21 protein-coding genes are annotated in these 20,892 nt (G+C 58.7%); 8 read left to right on the plus strand and 13 right to left on the minus strand.

Annotation, left to right across the window (positions count from 1 at the left end):
• Positions 1-5 precede the first annotated feature (5 nt).
• Positions 6-1,121 (plus strand): HlyD family secretion protein, encoded by a 1,116-nt coding sequence (locus ABNU55_RS00160; protein ID WP_290752631.1) that lies wholly within the window; start codon positions 6-8, stop codon positions 1,119-1,121.
• 104 nt (positions 1,122-1,225) lie between these two features.
• Here ABNU55_RS00160 and metH read toward each other — a convergent pair whose 3' ends face one another.
• From metH to ABNU55_RS00200, 8 genes are read right to left on the minus strand one after another with little or no spacing between them, the layout of a single operon-like run.
• Positions 1,226-3,871 carry a methionine synthase gene (gene metH, locus ABNU55_RS00165; RefSeq protein WP_348764217.1) on the minus strand — a complete coding sequence of 882 codons (2,646 nt, stop codon included), beginning with the start codon at positions 3,869-3,871 and terminating at the stop codon, positions 1,226-1,228.
• Positions 3,865-4,080: a hypothetical protein gene (locus ABNU55_RS00170; RefSeq protein ID WP_290752636.1), complete on the minus strand. Its 216-nt coding sequence runs from the start codon at positions 4,078-4,080 to the stop codon at positions 3,865-3,867. Before ABNU55_RS00170 ends, metH begins: the two co-directional genes overlap by 7 nt.
• A complete protein-coding gene (locus ABNU55_RS00175) occupies positions 4,077-4,514 on the minus strand; it encodes a gamma-glutamylcyclotransferase family protein (RefSeq protein ID WP_290752638.1) in 438 nt (145 codons plus the stop codon). Before ABNU55_RS00175 ends, ABNU55_RS00170 begins: the two co-directional genes overlap by 4 nt.
• Complete coding sequence (locus ABNU55_RS00180; protein WP_290752640.1) at positions 4,511-5,887, minus strand: sulfatase-like hydrolase/transferase; 1,377 nt, start codon at positions 5,885-5,887, stop codon at positions 4,511-4,513. Before ABNU55_RS00180 ends, ABNU55_RS00175 begins: the two co-directional genes overlap by 4 nt.
• Positions 5,884-6,453 (minus strand): pyridoxamine 5'-phosphate oxidase family protein, encoded by a 570-nt coding sequence (locus tag ABNU55_RS00185; RefSeq protein WP_290752643.1) that lies wholly within the window; start codon positions 6,451-6,453, stop codon positions 5,884-5,886. Before ABNU55_RS00185 ends, ABNU55_RS00180 begins: the two co-directional genes overlap by 4 nt.
• A gap of 12 nt (positions 6,454-6,465) precedes the next feature.
• Entirely contained in the window at positions 6,466-7,512 is a 1,047-nt protein-coding gene (locus ABNU55_RS00190) for a homocysteine S-methyltransferase family protein (protein ID WP_290752646.1), read from the minus strand.
• Positions 7,512-8,420, minus strand: coding sequence for a methylenetetrahydrofolate reductase [NAD(P)H] (gene metF, locus ABNU55_RS00195; RefSeq protein WP_290752648.1), 909 nt, complete (start codon positions 8,418-8,420; stop codon positions 7,512-7,514). Before metF ends, ABNU55_RS00190 begins: the two co-directional genes overlap by 1 nt.
• Positions 8,417-9,373, minus strand: a complete 957-nt coding sequence (locus ABNU55_RS00200) for a metalloregulator ArsR/SmtB family transcription factor (RefSeq protein ID WP_290757846.1) — start codon at positions 9,371-9,373, stop codon at positions 8,417-8,419. The genes metF and ABNU55_RS00200 overlap by 4 nt, the downstream gene beginning before the upstream one ends.
• A 180-nt stretch (positions 9,374-9,553) precedes the next feature.
• Between ABNU55_RS00200 and ABNU55_RS00205 the strand changes: the two genes are divergently transcribed.
• Together ABNU55_RS00205 and ABNU55_RS00210 are read left to right on the plus strand one after the other, a co-directional pair.
• Positions 9,554-10,345, plus strand: coding sequence for a VacJ family lipoprotein (locus ABNU55_RS00205; RefSeq protein WP_290752653.1), 792 nt, complete (start codon positions 9,554-9,556; stop codon positions 10,343-10,345).
• Positions 10,346-10,355: 10 nt separating this feature from the next.
• On the plus strand, positions 10,356-10,976 hold the full coding sequence (locus ABNU55_RS00210; protein ID WP_290752656.1) for an ABC transporter substrate-binding protein: 621 nt from the start codon (positions 10,356-10,358) through the stop codon (positions 10,974-10,976).
• Positions 10,977-11,050: 74 nt separating this feature from the next.
• On the opposite strand, the gene ABNU55_RS00215 is transcribed toward ABNU55_RS00210, so the two are convergent.
• Positions 11,051-11,887, minus strand: coding sequence for a PRC-barrel domain-containing protein (locus ABNU55_RS00215; RefSeq protein ID WP_290752659.1), 837 nt, complete (start codon positions 11,885-11,887; stop codon positions 11,051-11,053).
• 185 nt (positions 11,888-12,072) lie between these two features.
• Between ABNU55_RS00215 and ABNU55_RS00220 the strand changes: the two genes are divergently transcribed.
• Together ABNU55_RS00220 and ABNU55_RS00225 are read left to right on the plus strand one after the other, a co-directional pair.
• Positions 12,073-13,182: an S-(hydroxymethyl)glutathione dehydrogenase/class III alcohol dehydrogenase gene (locus ABNU55_RS00220; RefSeq protein ID WP_290752661.1), complete on the plus strand. Its 1,110-nt coding sequence runs from the start codon at positions 12,073-12,075 to the stop codon at positions 13,180-13,182.
• Between the two features lie 52 nt (positions 13,183-13,234).
• Positions 13,235-13,612, plus strand: coding sequence for a VOC family protein (locus ABNU55_RS00225; protein ID WP_290752664.1), 378 nt, complete (start codon positions 13,235-13,237; stop codon positions 13,610-13,612).
• On the opposite strand, the gene ABNU55_RS00230 is transcribed toward ABNU55_RS00225, so the two are convergent.
• Positions 13,609-14,703 (minus strand): glutathione S-transferase N-terminal domain-containing protein, encoded by a 1,095-nt coding sequence (locus ABNU55_RS00230; RefSeq protein WP_290752667.1) that lies wholly within the window; start codon positions 14,701-14,703, stop codon positions 13,609-13,611. The genes ABNU55_RS00225 and ABNU55_RS00230 overlap by 4 nt on opposite strands.
• Before the next feature lie 59 nt (positions 14,704-14,762).
• On the opposite strand from ABNU55_RS00230, the gene ABNU55_RS00235 reads away from it, so the two are divergent.
• From ABNU55_RS00235 to fghA, 3 genes are all read left to right on the plus strand, one after another.
• Positions 14,763-15,083: a hypothetical protein gene (locus ABNU55_RS00235; RefSeq protein WP_290752670.1), complete on the plus strand. Its 321-nt coding sequence runs from the start codon at positions 14,763-14,765 to the stop codon at positions 15,081-15,083.
• 210 nt (positions 15,084-15,293) lie between these two features.
• Positions 15,294-15,635, plus strand: coding sequence for a YMGG-like glycine zipper-containing protein (locus ABNU55_RS00240; RefSeq protein ID WP_290752672.1), 342 nt, complete (start codon positions 15,294-15,296; stop codon positions 15,633-15,635).
• 59 nt (positions 15,636-15,694) lie between these two features.
• Complete coding sequence (fghA, locus tag ABNU55_RS00245; RefSeq protein WP_290752675.1) at positions 15,695-16,528, plus strand: S-formylglutathione hydrolase; 834 nt, start codon at positions 15,695-15,697, stop codon at positions 16,526-16,528.
• Between the two features lie 79 nt (positions 16,529-16,607).
• On the opposite strand, the gene ABNU55_RS00250 is transcribed toward fghA, so the two are convergent.
• The 3 genes from ABNU55_RS00250 to ABNU55_RS00260 are packed head-to-tail and all read right to left on the minus strand — an operon-like array spanning position 16,608 to position 20,835.
• Positions 16,608-18,065, minus strand: coding sequence for a sodium/proline symporter (locus tag ABNU55_RS00250; protein ID WP_290752678.1), 1,458 nt, complete (start codon positions 18,063-18,065; stop codon positions 16,608-16,610).
• Positions 18,062-19,402, minus strand: coding sequence for an MFS transporter (locus tag ABNU55_RS00255; protein ID WP_348764173.1), 1,341 nt, complete (start codon positions 19,400-19,402; stop codon positions 18,062-18,064). The genes ABNU55_RS00250 and ABNU55_RS00255 overlap by 4 nt, the downstream gene beginning before the upstream one ends.
• On the minus strand, positions 19,402-20,835 hold the full coding sequence (locus tag ABNU55_RS00260; RefSeq protein WP_290754476.1) for an aspartate kinase: 1,434 nt from the start codon (positions 20,833-20,835) through the stop codon (positions 19,402-19,404). Before ABNU55_RS00260 ends, ABNU55_RS00255 begins: the two co-directional genes overlap by 1 nt.
• Positions 20,836-20,892 lie beyond the last annotated feature (57 nt).

Consider the following 20,892-nt stretch of genomic DNA (forward strand, 5'->3'; position numbering starts at 1 on the left):
CTCCCATGTTGTCCCGCCTGTCTCGACATATCGCCACTTTCCTCGCCATTATCATCGGCATTACCGGCCTGTTCGCCATTCTCTATGCCTGGAAGCTGCCTCCCTTCCAGAGCAGTCTGGAACTGACCGAGGATGCCTACATCCAGGGCGAGGTCACCATGCTGGCCCCGCAAGTGTCCGGTGCGATCACGGAGGTCGCCGTACAGGACTTCCAGCATGTCTCGAAGGGCGACCTGCTGATCCGAATAGACGACCGCATCTACCGCCAGCAGCTGGCCAAGGCGCAGGCCGTGCTGGCTGCGAAAGAAGCCGCGATCGCGACGCTGGAACAGGACACGGAAACTGCCCGTGCGCACATCCGTTCAGCCGAAGCCCGCGCCCAGTCTGCAAGGTCATCCCTGTCGCTCGCTGAATCCAGTCTTGAGCGCTTTAGCAAACTGCAGGCAAGCCACGCTATTTCCGAACTGGAAGCCGAGGAACATGCCGGCTCGAGGGATCAGGCGAATGCGGCGCTACAGGAAGCGCTCGCAGAGGTTGCGGCGGCGCGCCAGGACCTCGCGTCGATATCCAGCCGCAGACAGTCGCTCGACGCGGAAATCGACCAGGCGAAAGCGACAATCGACCTTGCGAAAATCGACCTTGCCAATACTGAGATCACCGCGCCTGTCGACGGTCGGCTTGGTCAGATCGGCGCGCGGACCGGCCAGTATGTGACGCCCGGCACCCGGCTCACCAGCATTGTGCCGGAGCACATCTGGGTGATCGCCAATTTCAAGGAAACCCAGCTGGAAGGCATGCAGATCGGCCAGCCCGTGACATTTGAAGTAGATGCGTTGGGCGGCAAGGAGCTCACGGGAACGATCTCGCGCTTTTCACCGGCGACAGGGTCTCAATACAGTGTCATCAGCGCCAGCAATGCGACGGGCAATTTCATCAAGATCGCACAGCGCATACCGGTGATGATTGATATCGACACCGGGCAGGCGGGTTTGGACCAGCTGGTGCCTGGCATGTCGGTCGTGGTGCACGTTGACACGGCAGCAGAGCCTGTAGGCCAGCCGACAGGCAAAAGATCTGCCCCCGGCGCCCCGGCGCGAAGCCTCGTCTCGCAAGCGCCATAGGCTGGACCCGGCGAGAGCATTGTCATCCATGGCCACGTCTCGCGGGTGGCTTAACCTGCGATAGGTGCAGGATGAGGCCGGTTTCAGGGGTGGGGCAAGCTAAGCTAAGCGGCCTCGTCCGTACTCACAGCAAACGGATCGTAATTGAGGATCGGCGCGAGCCAGCGTTCGGCGGTTCTCTGGTCCCAGCCCTTGCGTCTGGCATAGTCCTCGACCTGGTCGCGTTCGATGCGGCCGACGGCGAAATAGGCGCTGTCGGGGTGAGCGAAATAGAGGCCGGAAACCGACGGCGCCGGGCTCATCGCAAAGCTCGAGGTCAGCGACACGCCGATCCGTTCTTCGGCTTCCAGCAGCTTGAAGATCAGCTCTTTCTCTGTGTGGTCGGGCTGGGCCGGATAGCCGGGCGCCGGACGGATGCCGCGATACTTTTCCTTGATCAGGTCGTTGCAGTCATAGGCCTCGTCCGGGGCATAGCCCCAAAGCTCTTTTCTGACCTTCTCATGCATGCATTCTGCCATGGCTTCCGCGAAACGGTCGGCCAGCGCCTGAACCATGATGGCGGAATAGTCGTCGCCCTTCTCCTTGAAGTCCTTTGAGATCGCATCGGCCTCGGGTCCGGCAGTCACACAGAAGGCGCCGATATGATCCCCGTCGGATGAGAGGAAGTCAGAGAGCGCAAAGTTCGGCTTCTCATTGGTTTTCTTCATCTGCTGGCGCAGCGTGTGGAGCGTTTCACCGGAGGCGAGCCTGATGTCGTCGCCCTCGCGTCTGGCTTCCCAGAAGCCGATGGTCGCCTTTGGCTTGAACCAGGCTTCGCCCAAGAGGCGTTGCAGCATGGTCTGCGTATCGCGCCAGAGGTCGGATGCCGCCTCGCCGACTTTCTCATCCTCCAGGATTTGCGGGAATTTGCCCGCAAGGTCCCAGCTCATGAAATAGGGCGTCCAGTCGATATAGTCCTTGAGGTCGTTGAGATCGAAATCCTCAAACGTCTTCACGCCGGTGAAGGTTGGCGCAGGCGCGGAAGCTTTGGTCGCATTGAAAGCCAGCTCGCGCGCCTCCTTGATCGGCAGGCGCGGGGTGGGCGGGCCGCCAGAGCGGCTTTCGCGGATACGGTCATAGCGGGCCTTGGTCGTGCCCCACATGGTCTCGCGCTCTTCGGTATTCATCATCGCGCTGACGACGCCGACCGCGCGGCTCGCATCGCTGACGTGGATGACCGGGGCAGACGGAAAGGCCGGGTCGATCTTCACGGCGGTGTGCGCCGGAGAGGTCGTGGCCCCACCGATCAGCAGGGGCAGGTGAATGCCCTGACGCTCCATCTCGGCGGCAACGAAGACCATCTCATCAAGCGACGGCGTAATGAGGCCCGAGAGACCGATCATGTCGGCCTTTTCCTCAATCGCCTTTTCGAGGATTTTCTCAGCAGGCACCATGACGCCCATATCGACAATGTCATAGCCATTGCAGCCCAGCACGACGCCGACAATGTTCTTGCCGATATCGTGCACATCGCCCTTCACCGTGGCGAGGACGACCTTGCCATTGGACACCTTGTCGAGGCCGAGCTCCTTCTGCTCTTTCTCGATAAAGGGGGTGAGGTGGGCGACAGCCGCTTTCATGACGCGGGCTGACTTCACCACTTGAGGCAGGAACATCTTGCCGGCGCCGAAAAGGTCACCGACGACATTCATGCCGTCCATGAGCGGGCCCTCGATGACATGAAGCGGACGCTCAGCCTTCTGACGGGCTTCCTCGGTGTCCTCGACAACGAATTCGGTGATGCCCTGGACGAGCGCGTGTTCGAGGCGTTTCTCGACCGGCTGCTCGCGCCAGCTCATATCCTTCTTCTTGGTTTCGCCTTTCTGGCCGCGATACTGTTCGGCCATGTCGAGCAGGCGTTCGGTTGCATCGTCGCGGCGATTGAGGATTACATCCTCGACCGCCTCGCGAAGCTCCGGATCGATATTGTCATAGATGTCGAGCTGGCCGGCATTCACGATGGCCATGTCCAGGCCCGCCGGGATCGCATGATAGAGGAAGACCGAATGCATGGCCCGGCGCACGATCTCATTGCCGCGGAAGGAGAAAGAGACGTTGGAGAGCCCGCCCGAGATATGGCAATGGGGGAGCGTCTCGCGGATCGCCTTGCAGGCCTCGATGAAATCGACGGCGTAATTATTGTGCTCCTCGATCCCGGTCGCGACGGCGAAAATGTTCGGGTCGAAGATGATGTCTTCAGGCGCAAAGCCGACTTTCTCAGTCAGCAGCTTGTAGGCGCGTGTGCAGATTTCGATCTTGCGCGCTGCCGTGTCGGCCTGACCCTCTTCATCGAAGGCCATCACAACCGTGGCCGCGCCATAGGACTGTACCTTGCGGGCCTGCTCCAGGAACTGTTCCTCGCCTTCCTTGAGCGAGATGGAGTTCACAACCGCCTTGCCCTGCACGCATTTTAGCCCTGCCTCGATCACCTCCCATTTGGAGCTGTCGATCATCACCGGGACACGTGCGATATCGGGCTCGGCGGCGATGAGGTTGAGGAAGGTGGTCATGGCCTCGACGCCGTCCAGCATCCCCTCATCCATGTTCACATCGATGATCTGCGCCCCATTCTCGACCTGCTGGCGCGCGACATCGACAGCGGTGTCATAGTCACCCGCCTTGATGAGATTGCGGAATTTCGCAGAGCCGGTGACGTTCGTGCGCTCACCGATATTGATGAAGATCTGGGAGGCTGTGGAATTTGTCATGATTGATCCTGATCGGGATCCTTTTTCCTGAAGTTCACGATGCCGAGCAGGCGCCCGGAAATGAAGAAGGCCGTGGCCGCAGAGGCGCCGCCAATGGCGCCAAGCCAGACCAGTGCGAGATCGTCAAACAGCGTGCTGGCGGCGAACCGGCCAAGACCGTAAGCGGCAACAGCGATGAGAAAGCAGATGATGAATTTGATAAGAGGCGTCATGCGACCCTCTGACGGCTTCTGCTCTCCGGCGAAGCCCAGAAGCCTGAGCGAACCATTGGACGGCCCGTTACCGGGCGGTTGTAGACATAGACCCAGGCTTTGGCGCAAGGGCGTCCAAAATCGTCAACGATAGAGACCTTTTCGCGCCGATAAAGCGCCTTGGACGGCGCATCGGTGCGCACGCCCTCAAACGCGTCAAGCTTTCGGGCAATGCGCGGATGATCGAGGCGGTAAAGCATGCCGTGGCAGATGCCTTTCTGGCGCACAACACCCGGATAGTCGCCCATATCGAACATGGCGCCCTTGAACCTGCAGGGGCCAAGAAATTCTCCATGACGCTTAAGGTCAACGTTCTTGGGGCCGCCAGGAAAGCCCTGCTTGAGCAGGCCGTAGAAGATGAAAAAATCACGGGCAGAGACAGGAGGCGTTATCATTCTGCGGCCTCATCGGTATGGGCTCTTTGAACCCGAGCTTTTTCAGATTTAAATCTCTCTCTATATTCAGAGAGGATGACTTGTGAGCCTGGAAGTAACGCTAAGTTGTTCAACTCGTATGGATCTATTCGAAGATCGAAGAGCATTTCGTAGGTCGATCCGCCAACGCCGTAGTTGATGTATTTGTAAGAAGGCGACCAAATTCCTTCGCTCTTAATGATCCTCGGATGATCGAATAGATGCTCGTAAAAGAATTGGGTTCTTTGAGGCCCCGACGCCAACAAGGACTTACCATCCACAGTTTGAGGTATCTGAAGCGAGCACGCTTCTAGAATTGTCGGCATAACATCAATGTTAAGAGCGACTTGCGGTATAGGCTCTCTGCGGCTGCCAGAAGGCATTTTTATCACAAGTGGAACTCGAATTGACTCTTCGAACATCCACCATTTGCCAGAAAGACCATGTTCGCCCAAAAGCATCCCATTGTCTGAAGTGAATACGATCAGGGTGTCGTCGTACAGGTTCCTCTCTTTTAAAGCAGATACAATTCGACCAACTTGCGCATCCAGCCCGTTGACCAGTCTATAGTAGTCTCGAAGAGTTTCGGACGCGGTTTCAGGATTACCAAACCTCTGTCTCCAACGTTCACGGCCTTCTGACGTTTTGAGAAACTCTGGCAGTCGATCAAAAGCTTCCGTGGTGGCGCTAGGTGCGGTTGGATAGAAAAGCTCTTTATAGCTTTCATCGTAAACGTGATCTGCGTCCCAATAAGGTTCGCGGTGTTGCGTATGCGGCGCGAGCGTCGCAAACGTTAAAAAGAATGGGGCGTCTTTTAACTGATTGATAGCATTGACGGCCTTCGCGCCGATGAATTCAGTTAGATGCTTTCCGCCATATTCTTCGTCGTAATATAACTTAAAGTTATCAAATCCGTACCAAATATTGAAAAAGTTTTCGCGGGATTCTGTTCCTAATCCCCATTTTCCAATGTACGCTGTTTGATAACCAGCAGATTTCATCAGTCCATACAGACCGCGGTCTAGCTGAGCCTGAGTGATCTCACTCCAATTCCAATATTTATGGTTAGATGCGAATTGCCCGGTCATGATTGAGGCGCGGCTGGTAGGACATATCGAAGTGGTTACGAAAGCATCATCGAAGCTGTGCCCCTCGGCAACTAACGCGTCGATATGAGGTGTTTTGATGCCTAGCTTGTCTCTTTTTGCTATCGCGTCAGCTCTTAGATCGTCTGCAATGATAAGTACAACATTGGGCTTTGAAGTAGAGCTTCGACGAAGGTTCGTGGCACAAGCACCGAGGCCGGCGACTGCTGCCAAACCTGCGACTACTTCTCTTCTTTGGGGCGTTATCATTCTGCGGCCTCATTCGTCCGTGTGACGCCGGGCAGGCCATCAGTGCTTTCGGCATTGCCTTCATACCAGCGCTGTTCCCAGGTGCGTCCATCTGTGCGGGGATTGTTGGCATAGCGCTGAAGCTGTTCACGCTCGCCCTTGAACTCATAGAAGGGTACGCCCCAGCCGCAGCTGTCGGAAACCCGATCCAACTTAACGGTGACGATGGCGCGCGCCTTGTCGAAATTGGAAAAGAGGGCCAGCAGACCGGCAAAGCGTGGATCATCGAACTGCACTGCCTCGCCTTGCCCATAGAGGCGCACGATATTGGCCGCGCCGTCAAAGGCGCAAAACATGATCGTGATACGGCCATTTTCCTTTAGATGCGCCATCGTTTCGATGCCGGAGCCGCCAAGATCGAGCCAGGCGACCGTGCTCTCATCGATCACGACGAAGCTGTCATAGCCTTTGGGCGAGACATTCACATGCCCGTCGCGCGACAGGGGCGCTGTCGCGACGAAGAACATTTTCTGTGCCTTGATGAACTCGATGAGCTTGTCATCGAGTTTCTCATACGTCTTGCTCATGATTGCCTCCCGTCAGCTTGCGAGCTGGAACGGTTCTAGCCCGGATAGACGCATGGCGCGAGGTGGTTCCGGGATGTTTCGGGGCGTCTTGCCCTTCACTGCCTTGGAAATGGCCTCGATATGTGGCGGGGTTGTGCCGCAGCAGCCGCCAAGCACATTGACCAGGCCTGATTTTGCCCATTCTTCCAGCTGCGCCGCTGTCTGTTCGGGCAGCTCATCATACTCACCGAACTCATTCGGTAGACCGGCATTTGGATAGGCAATAACGCGTGTGTCGGCGACCTTTGAAATGGCCGCGATGTGCGGGCGCATCATCTTGGCGCCGAGAGCGCAGTTGAGACCAATGGCCCATGGCTGCGCGTGACGGACCGAGTGCCAGAAGGCTTCGGCGGTCTGGCCCGAGAGCGTACGGCCGGAGGCGTCGGTAATCGTGCCGGAAATGATGACCGGGATCTCCTTGCCCGTCTCGGCGCGGAAATCCAGAAGCGCCTTGATGGCAGCCTTGGCATTCAGCGTGTCGAAGATGGTCTCGATCAGGAAAAAGTCGATATGCGGCGCCATGGCGTGTGCCTGTTGCAGATAGGCAGCTCGCACATCGTCGAAGGTCACTTCCCGATAGCCCGGATTGTTGACGTCCGGCGAGAGCGACAATGTCTTGTTGGTCGGCCCGATTGCGCCGAGAACCCCGACAGGCTTGTCTGCGGCGTCGGCAGCTTCCCGCGCGACGCGGGCGCCGGCTTCTGCAATCTCGGCCGCGATATCCTGCATGTGATAGTCGCCCTGCGCGATGGTGGTCGCGCTGAACGTGTTCGTCTCAATGAGGTCGGCGCCAGCCGCGATGAATTTCGCATGGATGTCGCGGACAGCATCCGGCTGGGTAAGGTTCAGGAGGTCGTTATTGCCCTGAACCGCCGTGTCCCAGTCGGCAAAACGCTCACCGCGAAACTGCTCCTCGGAGAAGGCATATTTCTGGAGCATGGTGCCCATCGCGCCGTCCAGGATCAGGATCTCTTCCCTGGCCTTTGCTTCAAGCTGGTCGATCAGTGTCTCGTTTGCCATCAGGCCGCCTCCGCCGTTGCGGGTTTCAGGCCGAGCAGGTGGCAGGTCGAAAGCGCCAGATTTGCCCGGTTCAGTGTGTAGAAGTGGAATTGCTCGACGCCGCCATCGGCGAGCTTGTGACAGAGCTCGGCTGCGACATTGGCCGTGATGAGGTCACGGGTATCGGCGTCATCATCGAGGCCTTCATAAAGCTTGTGAAGCCAGTCCGGCAGGCTGGCGCCGCACATCTTGGCGAACTTTTTAAGGCCGTTGAAATTGGGCTGCAGCATGATGCCGGGAACGAGCGGCATGGTGATGCCGGCAGCGCGGGCCTTGTCGACGAATTCGAAATAGACTTCCGGTTCAAAGAAGAACTGCGTGATCGCGCGGTCCGCGCCGGCCTCCTGCTTGCGTTTCAGGTGGGCAAGATCCTGCTCCCAGCCCCGCGAATCCGGGTGGGGCTCAGGATAGCAGGCCACCGAGATTTCGAACACCTTGCCAAGGTCCGGGCGGTGCGCACGAAGGTCGGAGACGAGGTCGACCACATTGGTGTAGCGCCCCTCGGGCTTGTCATAGTCTTCATCCTGCGGCGCATCCCCGCGCAAGGCGACGATGTGGCGGACGCCGGCTTCATAATAATCTTCGGCTGTCTGCAGGACTTCTTCACGCGGGGCGCCGACGCAGGTCAGGTGCGCTGCCGGTGTCAGGCGGGTGTCGGTCACGATGCGCTTGACCGTATCGTGGGTGCGCTCACGGGTGGACCCGCCGGCGCCATAGGTGACCGAAACAAAGTGAGGCGCCATCGGCTCCAGCCGGCGCACGCACTCCCACAGGCGCTCATCCATGGTCTCATTCTTCGGGGGAAAGAACTCAAAGGAGACATTCGGGCCCTTCTCGCCCTGCCGGGTGGCAACTGATAGGTGGCTCATGCGGCAACTTCCTCTTTGTGTTGCGGTTTCCGGGCACGCCAGATGAGAACGGCAATGCCTTGATCCAGGTCTTTGGGCGGCTCGAAGCGCAGCGCCTCGTCAAGGTGCAAGCCGGCCTGTTCGGCCCAGAGTTTCATTGTGTCTTCGCGAATGCCGAGACGCCGGTGGCCGAAGGCTTCGCGCATGAATTCGTGATCGTGCTGGGCGAAATCCACGATGACCAGCGTGCCGCCCGGACTGAGGATGCGGCTTGCCTCGCGCACCACTTTTTCCGGGTCTTCCAGATAGTGAAGCACCTGATGGACAATGACCATGTCGGCGCTTGCCGGCTCAAAAGGTGTTGCAGTGACGTCTCCCTGACGCACGCGCGCCTGGGTGACTCCGGCCTCGGCAAGTTTGGCCCGCGCCAGGGTCAGCATCTGATGCGACATGTCGAGGCCTTCGGACTCCTGCGCACGATTGCCGAGCAGGGTGAGCATGCGGCCTGTCCCGGTGCCAAGATCGACCACTTTGCGGAAAGGGCCAGGCCCCACGGCGCGCAGTATGGCCGCTTCGATAAGTTCATCTGGGTAATGCATGGACCGGATCTGGTCCCAGTCCGACGCGATCGAGCTGAAATAGGTTTCGGCCGAAGCCTGACGGGCCTGACGCACCGCATCAAGCCGTGAAAGGTCGTTCGGGAAATCGCCCGTTGCTTCATCGATGAGGTCAAAAAGGTGGTCAGTCAGGGTGCCGGCCCAGCCAGAGGCCGGAATGCGGTAGAAGACCCATGCGCCTTCGGGAAGACGTTCGGTCAGGCCTGCTGACGTCAGTGCCTTGAGGTGGTGGGAGAGCCGGGGCTGGCTTTGGCCCAGAACGGTCACAAGCTCACCGACCGACAGCTCCCCATGGCGCAGCAAAGCCAGAATGCGCAGCCGCGTTGGCTCGCCAGCGGCGCGCAATGCTTCTACCATGGTTTCCGAAGGCTGTCTCATATCAGCATATAAACATGCCTTTATATGGATGACAATATGCTGTGCTTCGGTGTGACCGATAGACCACCATACGTCGATATCTACTTATTCATTGAAGTGTTGGCGTTGAAAGCCGGGCAGGCTGCGCACATATGCTGCCTCCAGCATACGGAAGTTATCATGAAGACAGTAGTTTCAGCCCTCATCGCGCTTACCACGCTTACGGCTTGCGCGACGACACAGGACACGACTGACACCGCCTCGGGCGTCTCCGATCCTTTTGAAGGCTTCAACCGTAATGTGTACGCTTTCAACGAGGCGGTCGACAAAGCGGCGATCGAGCCGGTGGCACGTGGCTACCGCGCGGTCGTGCCAGAGCCTGCCCGTGACGGTGTGCACAATGTGCTGACCAATATTCGCCAGCCCGTTGTCTTCGCGAACTCTATGCTTCAGGGCAATGCGCAGGCCTCTGCAGATACGTTCGGTCGCTTCCTGATCAACTCGACCATTGGTGTGGCTGGCATCTTTGATGTTGCCAGTACGCTTGGCGTTACCGAACATAATGAGGATTTCGGGCAAACGCTGGGTGTGTGGGGCGTTGAGCCAGGACCGTTCCTGGTTCTGCCTTTGCTCGGGCCAAGCAATTTCCGCGACACATTCGGAATTGCCACAGACCGGGCCCTGGACCCGCTGACCTGGACTGAATTCGAAAGCGATCCGGATCTCGACGACCACATCGCCGTGGGCCGGACCGTTCTCGGTCTGATTGATACGCGCGCGCGCCTGATCGAACCGATTGAAACGCTGCGCTCGCAGCCGGAACCTTATATTGCGCTTCGCCGCAATTATTCCTCGCAGCGCGAGGCTGCCATCCGAAATGGCGAGACAGAGGCAGATCCATACCAGGATTTGCCTGATTTTGATGTCTATGATGAGGAAAGCGCCGAGGGGACAGGCGCCGGAGACCAGTAGGACGACGACCATGAAAATTGCCAGACACCTTATTGCGGCCGCCGCACTGGCAGCTGCAGCCAGCCCCGCCTTCGCGGATGCGAGCACTGAGGCTTTTGTCGAAGACAATGCCAATGAAGTGCTTGAATCGCTGAATGACCCTTCGCTCAGCCGTGACGAGCGTACCGCGCTTTTCAGCCGCTATATGGATGAGTTCGCAGACATCGAAGCTGTCAGCCGCTTCGTCATAGGCAAATATGCAAACCGCTTCACGCCGGAAGAGTTCGAGCGCTTTCAGGCGGCCTTCAAGAAATACGCGCTTGCCGTCTATGAGAATGAACTCGATGCCTATCGCGGCAATGAGGTTATCGTTGAAGGATCAACAGACCGCACGCCGCGCGACTCGATCGTCGATACGAAGATCCCGCGCGCCGATGGCCAGGAGATGAGTGTCCGCTGGCGTGTGCTCAAGCGCAATGACGGCTATCAGGTGGTGGACGTCGCCCTGAACGTGAATGGCAATCTGATCTGGCTGGCGATTGAGCAACAGGCCCAGTTTCTGTCCCTGCTGGATCGCACGAACGGCTCTGTTGATGCTCTCATCAACCGGATCGAACGTATGACCCGTGATGTCGTGGCGGGCCGGCGCTAGGGTAACCCAGACCCTTCCACATATAAAAAAGCCCTGCCAACCGGCAGGGCTTTTTCAAAGGGCTGAACGTCCATCTAGTTCTGATCGTCGTCCATCATGTCGTCAGAAGCATTGGTGTCGGCTTCATCAGCGTCCCAATCGCTCATGGAGTTGCGTTCGCTGTCTGCCGCTGATGCATCGTCTTCCATTTCATAGATAAAGATCGGCATCATCGCGAGATCGTCTGCTGCTGCGTCGATCATGAGCGCGTCGCCATCGTCATCTACAATGATGCGGTCGAAGTCGAGCTGACGATCATTGTCCATGATCGTGTCGCCGACGATGGCATATTTGGCTTCACCGTCTGCGGAGATGATGATGTCATTGATACGCGCAGACTCGTCGGAATTGGTGAAGTCGGCGGTGGTACCGATTATTTCCGATGCGAGGCTGTAATCATTCAGCCCGTCCTGATCGTATTCCTCGACGTTCTGAAGCGCTTCTTCCGTCATGGAAACAGTAAAGCGCGGCTCATTGTCGGCTGCCATTTCAAGGTCGAGCTGATCAAAGGCGAGCGCACCTTGGGTGCCGAGCAGGTCGATGAAATCGCCGCTGCGGAACACAACGCGGTCAATCTGGCCGTCGCTATTGATGATAAAGTCATCGATCGTGGCGGCATCTTCGCCATCTGCACCGATCACCTTGGCGCCGATAAGTTCTCCAGCGCTGAGATCGCCGGACATGAGATAGACCGTTTCGACGTCCGGCGCCTCGGCCTCATCGGTCATTTCAGGCGCGGTTTCGGTGTCAGCCGTCTCCATTTCGGCTTCATCGTAGCCATTGTCGTTCATCGCGACGTCGTTTTCGTTCGAGCAGGCGGCTGCACCCATTATCAGGGCGGACGCTGCTGCAGTAATCATGAGTTTTTTCATGATGCATTCTCCTTGTTACTTCGCGAAAACAAAACGACTGGTGGTGAGCCCTTGTTCCACGCGGCGTACGACAGGGCCGCTCAAAAGGGGGGATGTGAGTCAGATTCATCTGCGGCAGACTTGGCGTCTTGTGCGCGCAGAGAGGCCCCGGCATGGTGGCGCCGATCCAAGCAGGAGAGACATTCATGAAAACCCGCGCAGCTGTTGCTTTCGAAGCCAAGAAACCGCTCGAAATCGTTGAGGTGGACCTTGAAGGTCCAAAGGATGGCGAGGTGCTCGTCGAGATCATGGCGACGGGTATCTGCCATACCGATGCCTACACGCTGGACGGCCTCGACAGCGAGGGGCTTTTCCCCAGCATTCTCGGCCATGAGGGCGCGGGCGTGGTGCGTGAGGTCGGCAAGGGCGTGACGAGTGTTAAGCCGGGCGACCATGTCATTCCGCTCTACACACCGGAATGCCGCCAGTGCAAAAGCTGCCTGTCGGGCAAGACCAATCTCTGCACCGCGATCCGCGCGACGCAGGGCAAGGGCGTCATGCCGGACGGCACAAGCCGCTTTTCCTATAAGGGTCAGAAGCTGCACCACTATATGGGCTGCTCGACCTTCTCGAACTTCACCGTGCTGCCGGAAATCGCGGTGGCGAAGATCGACCCCGAAGCCCCCTTCGACAAGACCTGCTATGTCGGCTGTGGCGTCACCACAGGTGTCGGCGCCGTGACGAATACGGCAAAAGTCACACCGGGTTCAAATGTCGTTGTCTTCGGCCTTGGCGGTATCGGTCTCAACGTGATTCAGGGGGCCAAAATGGTCGGGGCGGACATGATTGTCGGCGTCGATATCAATCCTGACAAGGAAGAGTGGGGCCGCCGGTTTGGCATGACCCATTTCGTCAATCCGAAGGAAATCTCCGGCGATACCGTCTCTCACCTTGTCGAGCTGACAGGGGGCGGGGCGGACTATTCCTTCGATTGTACGGGCAATACGGATGTGATGCGCCAGGCGCTTGAATGCTGCCATCGCGGCTGGGGTGAAAGCATCATCATCGGCGTTGCCGAAGCCGGTAAGGAAATCGCGACCCGCCCCTTCCAGCTGGTCACGGGCCGCGTCTGGAAAGGCTCTGCCTTTGGCGGTGCCAGAGGCCGCACGGATGTACCCAAGATCGTCGAGTGGTACATGAAGGGCAAGATCGAGATCGATCCGATGATCACGCACGTGCTGAAGCTTGAAGACATCAACAAGGGCTTCGACCTGATGCACTCTGGCGAGAGCATCCGGAGCGTGGTGGTGTACTAGGCCTCGACCCGATATCATTCAAACAAGTCATTTGAAGAAGGGGATTCAAAACATGTACAGCCATATGATGGTCGGCTCGAATGACATCGACCGGTCCAAGGAGTTCTATGACGCCCTGTTCGGCGCAGTGGGCGGCAAGCCAGGGATCACCGATCCCAAGGGGCGCCTGATCTACATGCACAATGGCAGCGTTTTCCTCGTGACCAAGCCGATTGACGGCGAGGCCGCAACGCCGGGCAATGGCATGACGATCGGTTTTGCCATGAACTCGACGGACGAAGCCGACGCCTGGCACAAGGCGGGCGCTGCAGCCGGCGGCAAACCCATTGAGGATCCGCCCGGCTGGCGCGAAGGCGGCGGCCAGAAAATGTACCTTGCCTATCTGCGCGATCCGGACGGCAACAAGCTCTGCGCCCTCTGCCGCGGTTAGGCCAGAACCACCTGACAGTTTTCCCGCTTGAGCCTGGCGGGCAATTTGAAGGTCTTGAGACCGCTCCCGCCGATGCGTTCCAGAAGGGCGTCGGCGCGTGAGCGGTCTTTCTCTTCCATGTCATTATAGACGTCGAGCGCCGCCTGAAGGCGCCAGAGCGGGAAGCTGCGCGCCTTGGCAGGCCCCATGTGGCCTTCGATCTCAATCGGGATGTCCCCCAGCGCCCGCGGTACGCGAGCCCCCGGCTCTGCTGAAGCCGCCCAGTCCGCAAACAGCTTTTCGGTCCGCTCGATCGCGGGCAGCTGTTCGCGCATCTGCCGCGCGAGGATGGGCTCTAATGTGGCGGGAATGGCATCGCTTCCAATGAGGTCGCCGCCCGGAGTCTGACCGCCGGCTCTCATCCTCTCAACCCAGTCCCACACTTCAGGCGCCAGCCTCTGCATCAGTTTCCCTGATTCCGGGTCCCGGTAGAGGTGCGCATAGAGCGGGCCATAGAAGGCGAAGTCGGCCAGTGAGGGGTGTGCGCCCAGAAGATAGGGGTGCTCTCCCAGATGGGCGGAGAATTCTGCCAGAAAGCTTTTATAGCTCTTTTCGATCCCGGGTATGGTCGCATCGCTGACCCCGAGAATGGGGAGGGCGCCCTTGAAGCGCGCGCCATTCTTGCGGCCAAGTTCATATTGCTCCTGCGGGGAAAGCTGGGGTGCGGACAGGGCGCCAAACTCGCCATAGGCCCAGTCCTCATTGTAATTCCAGCGATAGTGCATCGCCGGAATGACGAGCCATTCGTCGCCATAAAGATGAAGCAGTTCGCTGACGAAACGTTGCAGAGGACCAGCAGGCCAGGCTGGCGGACTGGCGCTTTCGCGCGCTTCGACAGCTTGCATGATGTCGGCTGTGTCCTGGACAACGGTCCCATCCGGCATCGTCGCGACCGGAATGACGGGCCAGCCGACATTGGGCAGGATCAGCGTCTTGTAGACCTCCTGCGTGGCGGGTTTTTCCTCATAATCGGCGCCGCGCCAGTCCAGATAGGCGCGTGCCTTCCCGGTGAAATAACTGACCTCGGCGCCGTATAATGTGTAGCTCGTCATATGAATTACGTTTTCCCGTGCCTATCGTGAGTGTGTGGGGCTGATAGGAAAGATATTACATGTCTGAGTTCAAGCACTTCTCGCTTGTCGCGGGCGGAGACACGATGGAGGGACATGCTGTTCCCGATGGCCGGGTCGGTCCTTCAGTCATGTCTCTCAAGGTCTGGGCGTCCTCGGTTGAAGAAGCTGTCGAGGTCATCATCTCCATCGGGAATGAGGTGGGTTTCAAGATCGAACAGAATGTCGAGGTCTTCCGGTCCAAGGCGACGCAGATGGCCCGTGACGAGACCTTTGCCTATGACGTCCGTGTGGTGCCCTGTGAGGACGGGGAGCTGGCCCTTGCTGTGGCCGAGGAAGCCGAGCGCATCCGTAACGCCTGATCTCCTCTGGCGCCCCTGCCGTCCGCTTTATTTCACTCGTGCGCTCAGAACGCTGAGGTCTGCGCAACTGGAACGGGTATTTCCCGGCTGCGTTGCTCGGGGTGTGCGGCCTCAATTTCCATCAAGGTTTTGAGGCTGGATGCGCCGCTTCCTCCGGAGCGATCCGTTGAGAGGAGCTGGCGCCGCGAAACGAGCCAGAGGAGATTCTTCATGAAAACCCTTATCTATATGAGCGCAGCCGCGTCAGCTCTGACGCTAACGGCCTGTCAGAATGCGTCCGCGCCCCAGCGCAATGCCGCAATCGGTACCGCAGTGGGTGCTGCTGCCGGTGCAGCCGTCGCCGGGGACGAAGCCACAGGCGCCCTCGTGGGCGGTGCAGTTGGTGCAGCGGCAGGTTATTATACCGGTTGCCGGCAGCAGGGCGGCTGCTTCGTTGGTGGTGAACAGGTCGAGGCCGAGCGGCGTTATGACCAGCGCGCGGATCGCTATTATTTCGTCGATCCCAACACGGGCAATACCTATTGGGAAAATGGTGACCTTCGCTCGCGGTAGGAATGTGGCACAGCTGTGCTACATCTGACTGAACAAGCAGAGAGAAGAGAGCAGAAGAATTGGAAACAGTATCAGACTGGGTGACTTTCGGCGGGGATTTGAGCGTTCATGAACATGAAAGCGAGATTCTCGGTTGCAACATGCGGTTCGCAGTGTTCGATCCGCCGCAAACCGACGAGGAGCCCGTTCCGGTTCTCTGGTATCTGTCCGGCCTGACCTGTACCTGGGCCAATGTCATGGAGAAAGGCGGCCTTCAGAGGAAGGCGGCCGAACTCGGCGTCATGATCGTTGCGCCAGACACCAGTCCGCGCGGCGATGATGTCGCCGATGACGAGGCTTATGACCTGGGGCAGGGGGCCGGTTTCTATCTCACCGCCACACAGGAGCCCTGGGCCAAGCACTACAAGATGGACCAGTATGTGATGGAGGAACTGCCTTCCATCATCCGGTCCAACTTCGCGGCTGATATGCGCCGCCAGTCCATCTTCGGACATTCCATGGGCGGCCATGGCGCGCTGGTGCTTGCGCTGCGCAATCCCGGACATTTTCGCAGCGTCTCGGCATTCTCCCCAATCGTCGCGCCCAGTCAGGTGCCATGGGGCGAGAAGGCGTTCAGCGCTTACCTCGGAGATGGCAGAGAAGCCTGGAAGGAATGGGATGCGTGCGAACTGGTCAAGAAGACCCAGCTCGACACCACGATCCTCATTGATCAGGGCGAGGATGACCAGTTCCTGGAAGAGCAGCTGAAGCCGGGTCTCTTTGAAGAGGCCTGCCGTGAAGCGGGCCAGCCGCTCGCGATCCGCTTGCGGCCCGGTTATGATCATTCCTACTATTTCATCTCCACCTTCATGGATGATCACATCATGCACCACGCCAAGGCGCTTTACGGCTGAGCGGCGTGAGATAAGACACAAATGAAAAGCCCGCCTGGAGAGATCCGGGCGGGCTTTTTTGAACCTTTGGGCTGAGAGCTTACGGCTCCGGCGTTTCCACGACGGGGCTCTGCTCCAGTTCGGTCTTCGTGGCGGGGCGCGACAGCACCCAGCCGATGATCAGTGGGATCAGGATGCCAGGCAGGCCCTCATAGACACCGCCTTGCCAGCCGAGCCCGAAGCGCCAGACGAGCGTTATCGCGATCCCGAGAAGCATCATAACGATGGCGGTTGGCTCGCTGATGCGCCGGTTGAGGGCATAAAGCGTCAGCATCGGCGCAAAGGCCGCCGCAAGCGCAGACCAGGCGATGATCACCAGGCTGAAGACGCTCTGATTGTCCATCAGGGCCAGAGCGAGGGCGAAGATCGTAACCGACGCTGTGGCCGCCTTTAGCAGCCATGGCTTTTCGAGCCTCTGCGGGACGAGGTCATGGGTAATCGCCGCTGAGCACGATAGGACAACGGAGTCGGCTGTGGACATGGTAGCCGCGAAGATGCCCGCGAGAATAAGGCCGACGAGAACATCTGGCAGAAGCGCCTCTGCCATGCGTGGAAGGGCAAGCTCCACGTCGATACTGGCCGCGTCGGGCATATAGACCCGGGCGAGCAGGGAAAGGCCTGCAGCCAGGATATAGAACACGATGAAGAAGCCATAATACCAGGCGCGCGTGCGCTGCATGTTCTTGTCATCGTCGAGCGCCATGAAGCGCACCATGATGTGCGGCTGCCCCACAACGGAGAAACCGGCAAACAGCCAGCCAAGAACAAAGAGCCCGAAGCCGAGGGCGCCTGTCATGAGAAGTTCGTCAGCTTCCGGCAGCAGGTTCATGAATGTGCCGTCATCCATCGGCCGAAGCTGATCGATCATGCCTGTGAAGCCACCAGCCCAGCTGACGCCGACAAAGAACAGGATGAAGAGCGCGACCAGCATACAGATTGACTGGATCGCGTCGGTCCAGATGGAGGCCCGGATCCCGCCTGCAATCGAGTAGGCAAGAATGATGACCGCCGAGCCAATCGCGCCAATGCGCCAGTTGAAGCCATCGAAAACGCCTTCCAGCGCTTTTGCGCCGGCTGTGATCTGGGCGGCGCCATAGACGATCAGCAGCACGACCATGATGACGGCAGCAATCCTGCGCCAGAGCGCGAAGTCGTCGCCATGCCAGCGCGACAGGACAGAGGCAAACGAGGCCTCATTGGTCACGCCCGTGGCCGTGCGCAGTTTGCGGTGAATGAATGTCGAGCCGATAAAGTCGCCGACGATCCAGCCAAACATAAGCCAGACGGCGGACAGGCCTGTGGCGTAGCCATAGCCGATCACACCGATGAACAGATAACCGGAATTGTTGGTGGCAACGGCGGAAAGCCCGGCGAGCCAGGGAGAGACGCTCTGACCGGCAATGTAGTAGTCCTTTCTCTCCCCCGTAGCTTTTCTGGCCGAGGCCAGACCCACGCCAAGGAAGATGATCAGGATGACTACAAAGCTGGCTAATATCATTCGTCGGTCTCTTGTGATGCCATCCAGGCCAGGAACAGGTCGAACTGCTCACTTGTGTCTTCGCCGCGCGGGTCGAGGTCCGATAGCGCGAGGCTGGTCGCCTGGGTGGCGTTGAAGGGTTCCTTGTCCTCAAGGTCGACAGGGACGGTATTGACTATACGTGTGAACATCAGCGCGGCCAGAAGAGCAAGGGCGCCGGCCGCAAAGAAAAACAGGCCTTCCCCTCCCAGAGGCGTCATAACCAGCCCTGCGACGGCGGGTCCGGCGATCGAACCGACCCCCCAGAGGATCAGGATACCGGCCATCATGGGAGTGGCCTGCGACGCATCTGCGCGGTCTGCTGCATGGGCGACGGCCACCGCATAATAGGAGAGCGCGCCAACGCCATATCCAAAGCCAAGTGCAAGGATGGCGAACTGGGGAACATGCCCGGCCAGAAGGCCAAGGCCAAGTGCGCACAAGGCCCCGATAATACCGGTGCCCGCGATCACCATGCGCCGGTCTATGCGATCAGAGATCATGCCGGCGGGCCAGAGACCGACCATCGCACCCGCCAGAACGGCGGCGTTGAAGTTCGCTGAAAAGCTCGCCGGTTGGGCCGGCGCGACGGTCTGGGCATAGATCGGATAGAGCTGGGCGACGGAATTACTGACGGCGCCGGCACAAAAAGCCGCCATGGCAGCGGCTGGTGCAAGCCTGAAAATCTTCCTTGGCCCATATGGCTTGCTGGTACTGATTTCCGGCTGGATCTGCCGGGTCGCTGTCACGGGAAGGATGGTGAGGGCGAAGAGGACTGCGACCAGCATGAAGCCGGTTCCGCCACCTGCAGCGGCCATGACGATAAAGGGCCCGCCAATCGCGCCGAGTTTGGCGACTACGTGATAGAAGCTGAGGATTGACCCCCGGCTCTGGGCGGGCGCGGCATCTGCAATCCAGCTTTCGCCGGCTGTCAGCAGGGCGGACGTTGTGATGCCGATAACGCCCTGCACAATTGCCCAGCCAATAATGCTGACGCCCAGCGTGAAGCTGAGCGAAGCAATGATGGCGATGGCAGCAAAGAAGGAAAAGGACCGGATGTGCCCTATCCGCGCAATCTGCGCTGGCGATAGCAGGGCTCCGGTAAGGAACCCGCCCGCAAAGAACGCCGCAACCAGACCAAGGGCAGCATTCGATGCGCCGGCATTTGCCAGGCTCAGCGCGATCATGACGGATAGGGCAGCCGAAGCGCCCTGAAGCAATGTCAGGGCGCTCGTAACCGCCAGAACGTTACGGTATGACCCGAGACGATCCTTCCGGTGTTCTGTCGCCTGTTCGTTGATCGACCCTGTATAGGGCATCAGGCGGCAGTGCGAATTTCCGAGGACTTCCCATCTTCGACCAGCGCCTTGTGCAGGACGCGGACGGTTTCATCATAGTCCTCTTCGGCAACGAAAAGCTGCAGGTCGGTGCTGCGCGTCAGCTTTTGAAGACCAAGCATATTGATGCCGGCTTCATAGAGCGCAGTCGTCGCCTTCGCCGTCATTCCCGGTACGTCGAGATTAGCGCCGATGACCGAAACGATGGCGAGCTTGCGGGTCGTCACCTCTGCGTTCTCGAACTTGGCTTCGAGTTCAGCCGCTGCCCGGTTCAGTGCTTCGCGGGTGCAGTCGACATAGTGCGTGATGGTGTTCGCATTCGAGCTCTTCGATACGATCCATACCTTGTGACGTGTCAGGGCCTTCAGCGCTTCTGCGTCATAGCCTTTGACGCCGACCATGTCCTGTTCGAACAGTTCGAAGGCGTAGATGTTCTTTATGCCGGTCACGATCTCGGCACGGGCCTCTTCAGGATGGAAATCATCGGTGATGATCGTGCCAGCATCGCTCGGGTCGAACGTATTCTTGACGCGAAGCGGCACGCCAGCCTGACGCAGGCCTTTCGCAGCCTTCGGGTGAACCGCTTCCATGCCCATATTGGAAAGCTGGTCGGCGACGTCATAATTGGTCTTGCCGATCTTCAGCACCTTGTCATTGCCAACCAGTTTCGGGTCAGCGCTGGAAAGGTGGAATTCCTTATGGATGATCGCTTCAGAAGCACCGGTGATAGCGCCGATGCGAGAGAAGGTGACCTCGGTGTAGCCGCGGTCATAGAGCTTCACCATGCCTTCATTGCAGCTTGCATAGCCGGTGCAGATCGGAAGCTCCTTGGAGAAGTCGACATCCTTCAAAGACGTCTGAATGCGCTCGTCCAGCGGCATCTTTTCCTCGTCACGCCACCCGGTCAGATCGACAAAGACCGAATTGATGTCGTGCTGGCGCAGAAGCAGCGTCGTATTGTGTGCTGAATGCGCCTCGCCGAGGGCTGCAAGCATCTCGCGCACCGTCATCAGGTGTTCGTCGAGACGGAACTGGCCATAGGAACAAAGGCGGTGAAGGTCGATCAGGCAGTTGCGGACGCCTTCGACACGTTCAAGCACAAAATTGTCCGCGACTTTCCTGTCGGGGTGGTCGCCGAAAATTTCTTCATTCTTTTCGCGCATGGCGGCGGCCAGCTCGGTTAGGGCTTCGCTCCACTGCCACTTGTTCTCGGCCTTGGCGAAGAGGGCATAGACGCCGGGCTTGCCCGTCTTCTTGTGCTCGAGCAGAAGGTTGGTCATGCCGGCATAGGCCGACACCACAAAAATGCGGTTATAGAGATCAGCGCCTTCGCGCCCGTTTATCAGGACATTGTCCAGGATAACCGGCGTGTTCGCGATCGAGGTTCCGCCGATCTTTTCAACTGTATGCGTCATGGGATTTCGTCCCCAGGAATTGGTCTGGTTTTAGTGAGCACGTAGCCCGGACTGGCC

It is taken from the genome of uncultured Henriciella sp. (assembly GCF_964005855.1).
Lineage (GTDB): Bacteria > Pseudomonadota > Alphaproteobacteria > Caulobacterales > Hyphomonadaceae > Henriciella.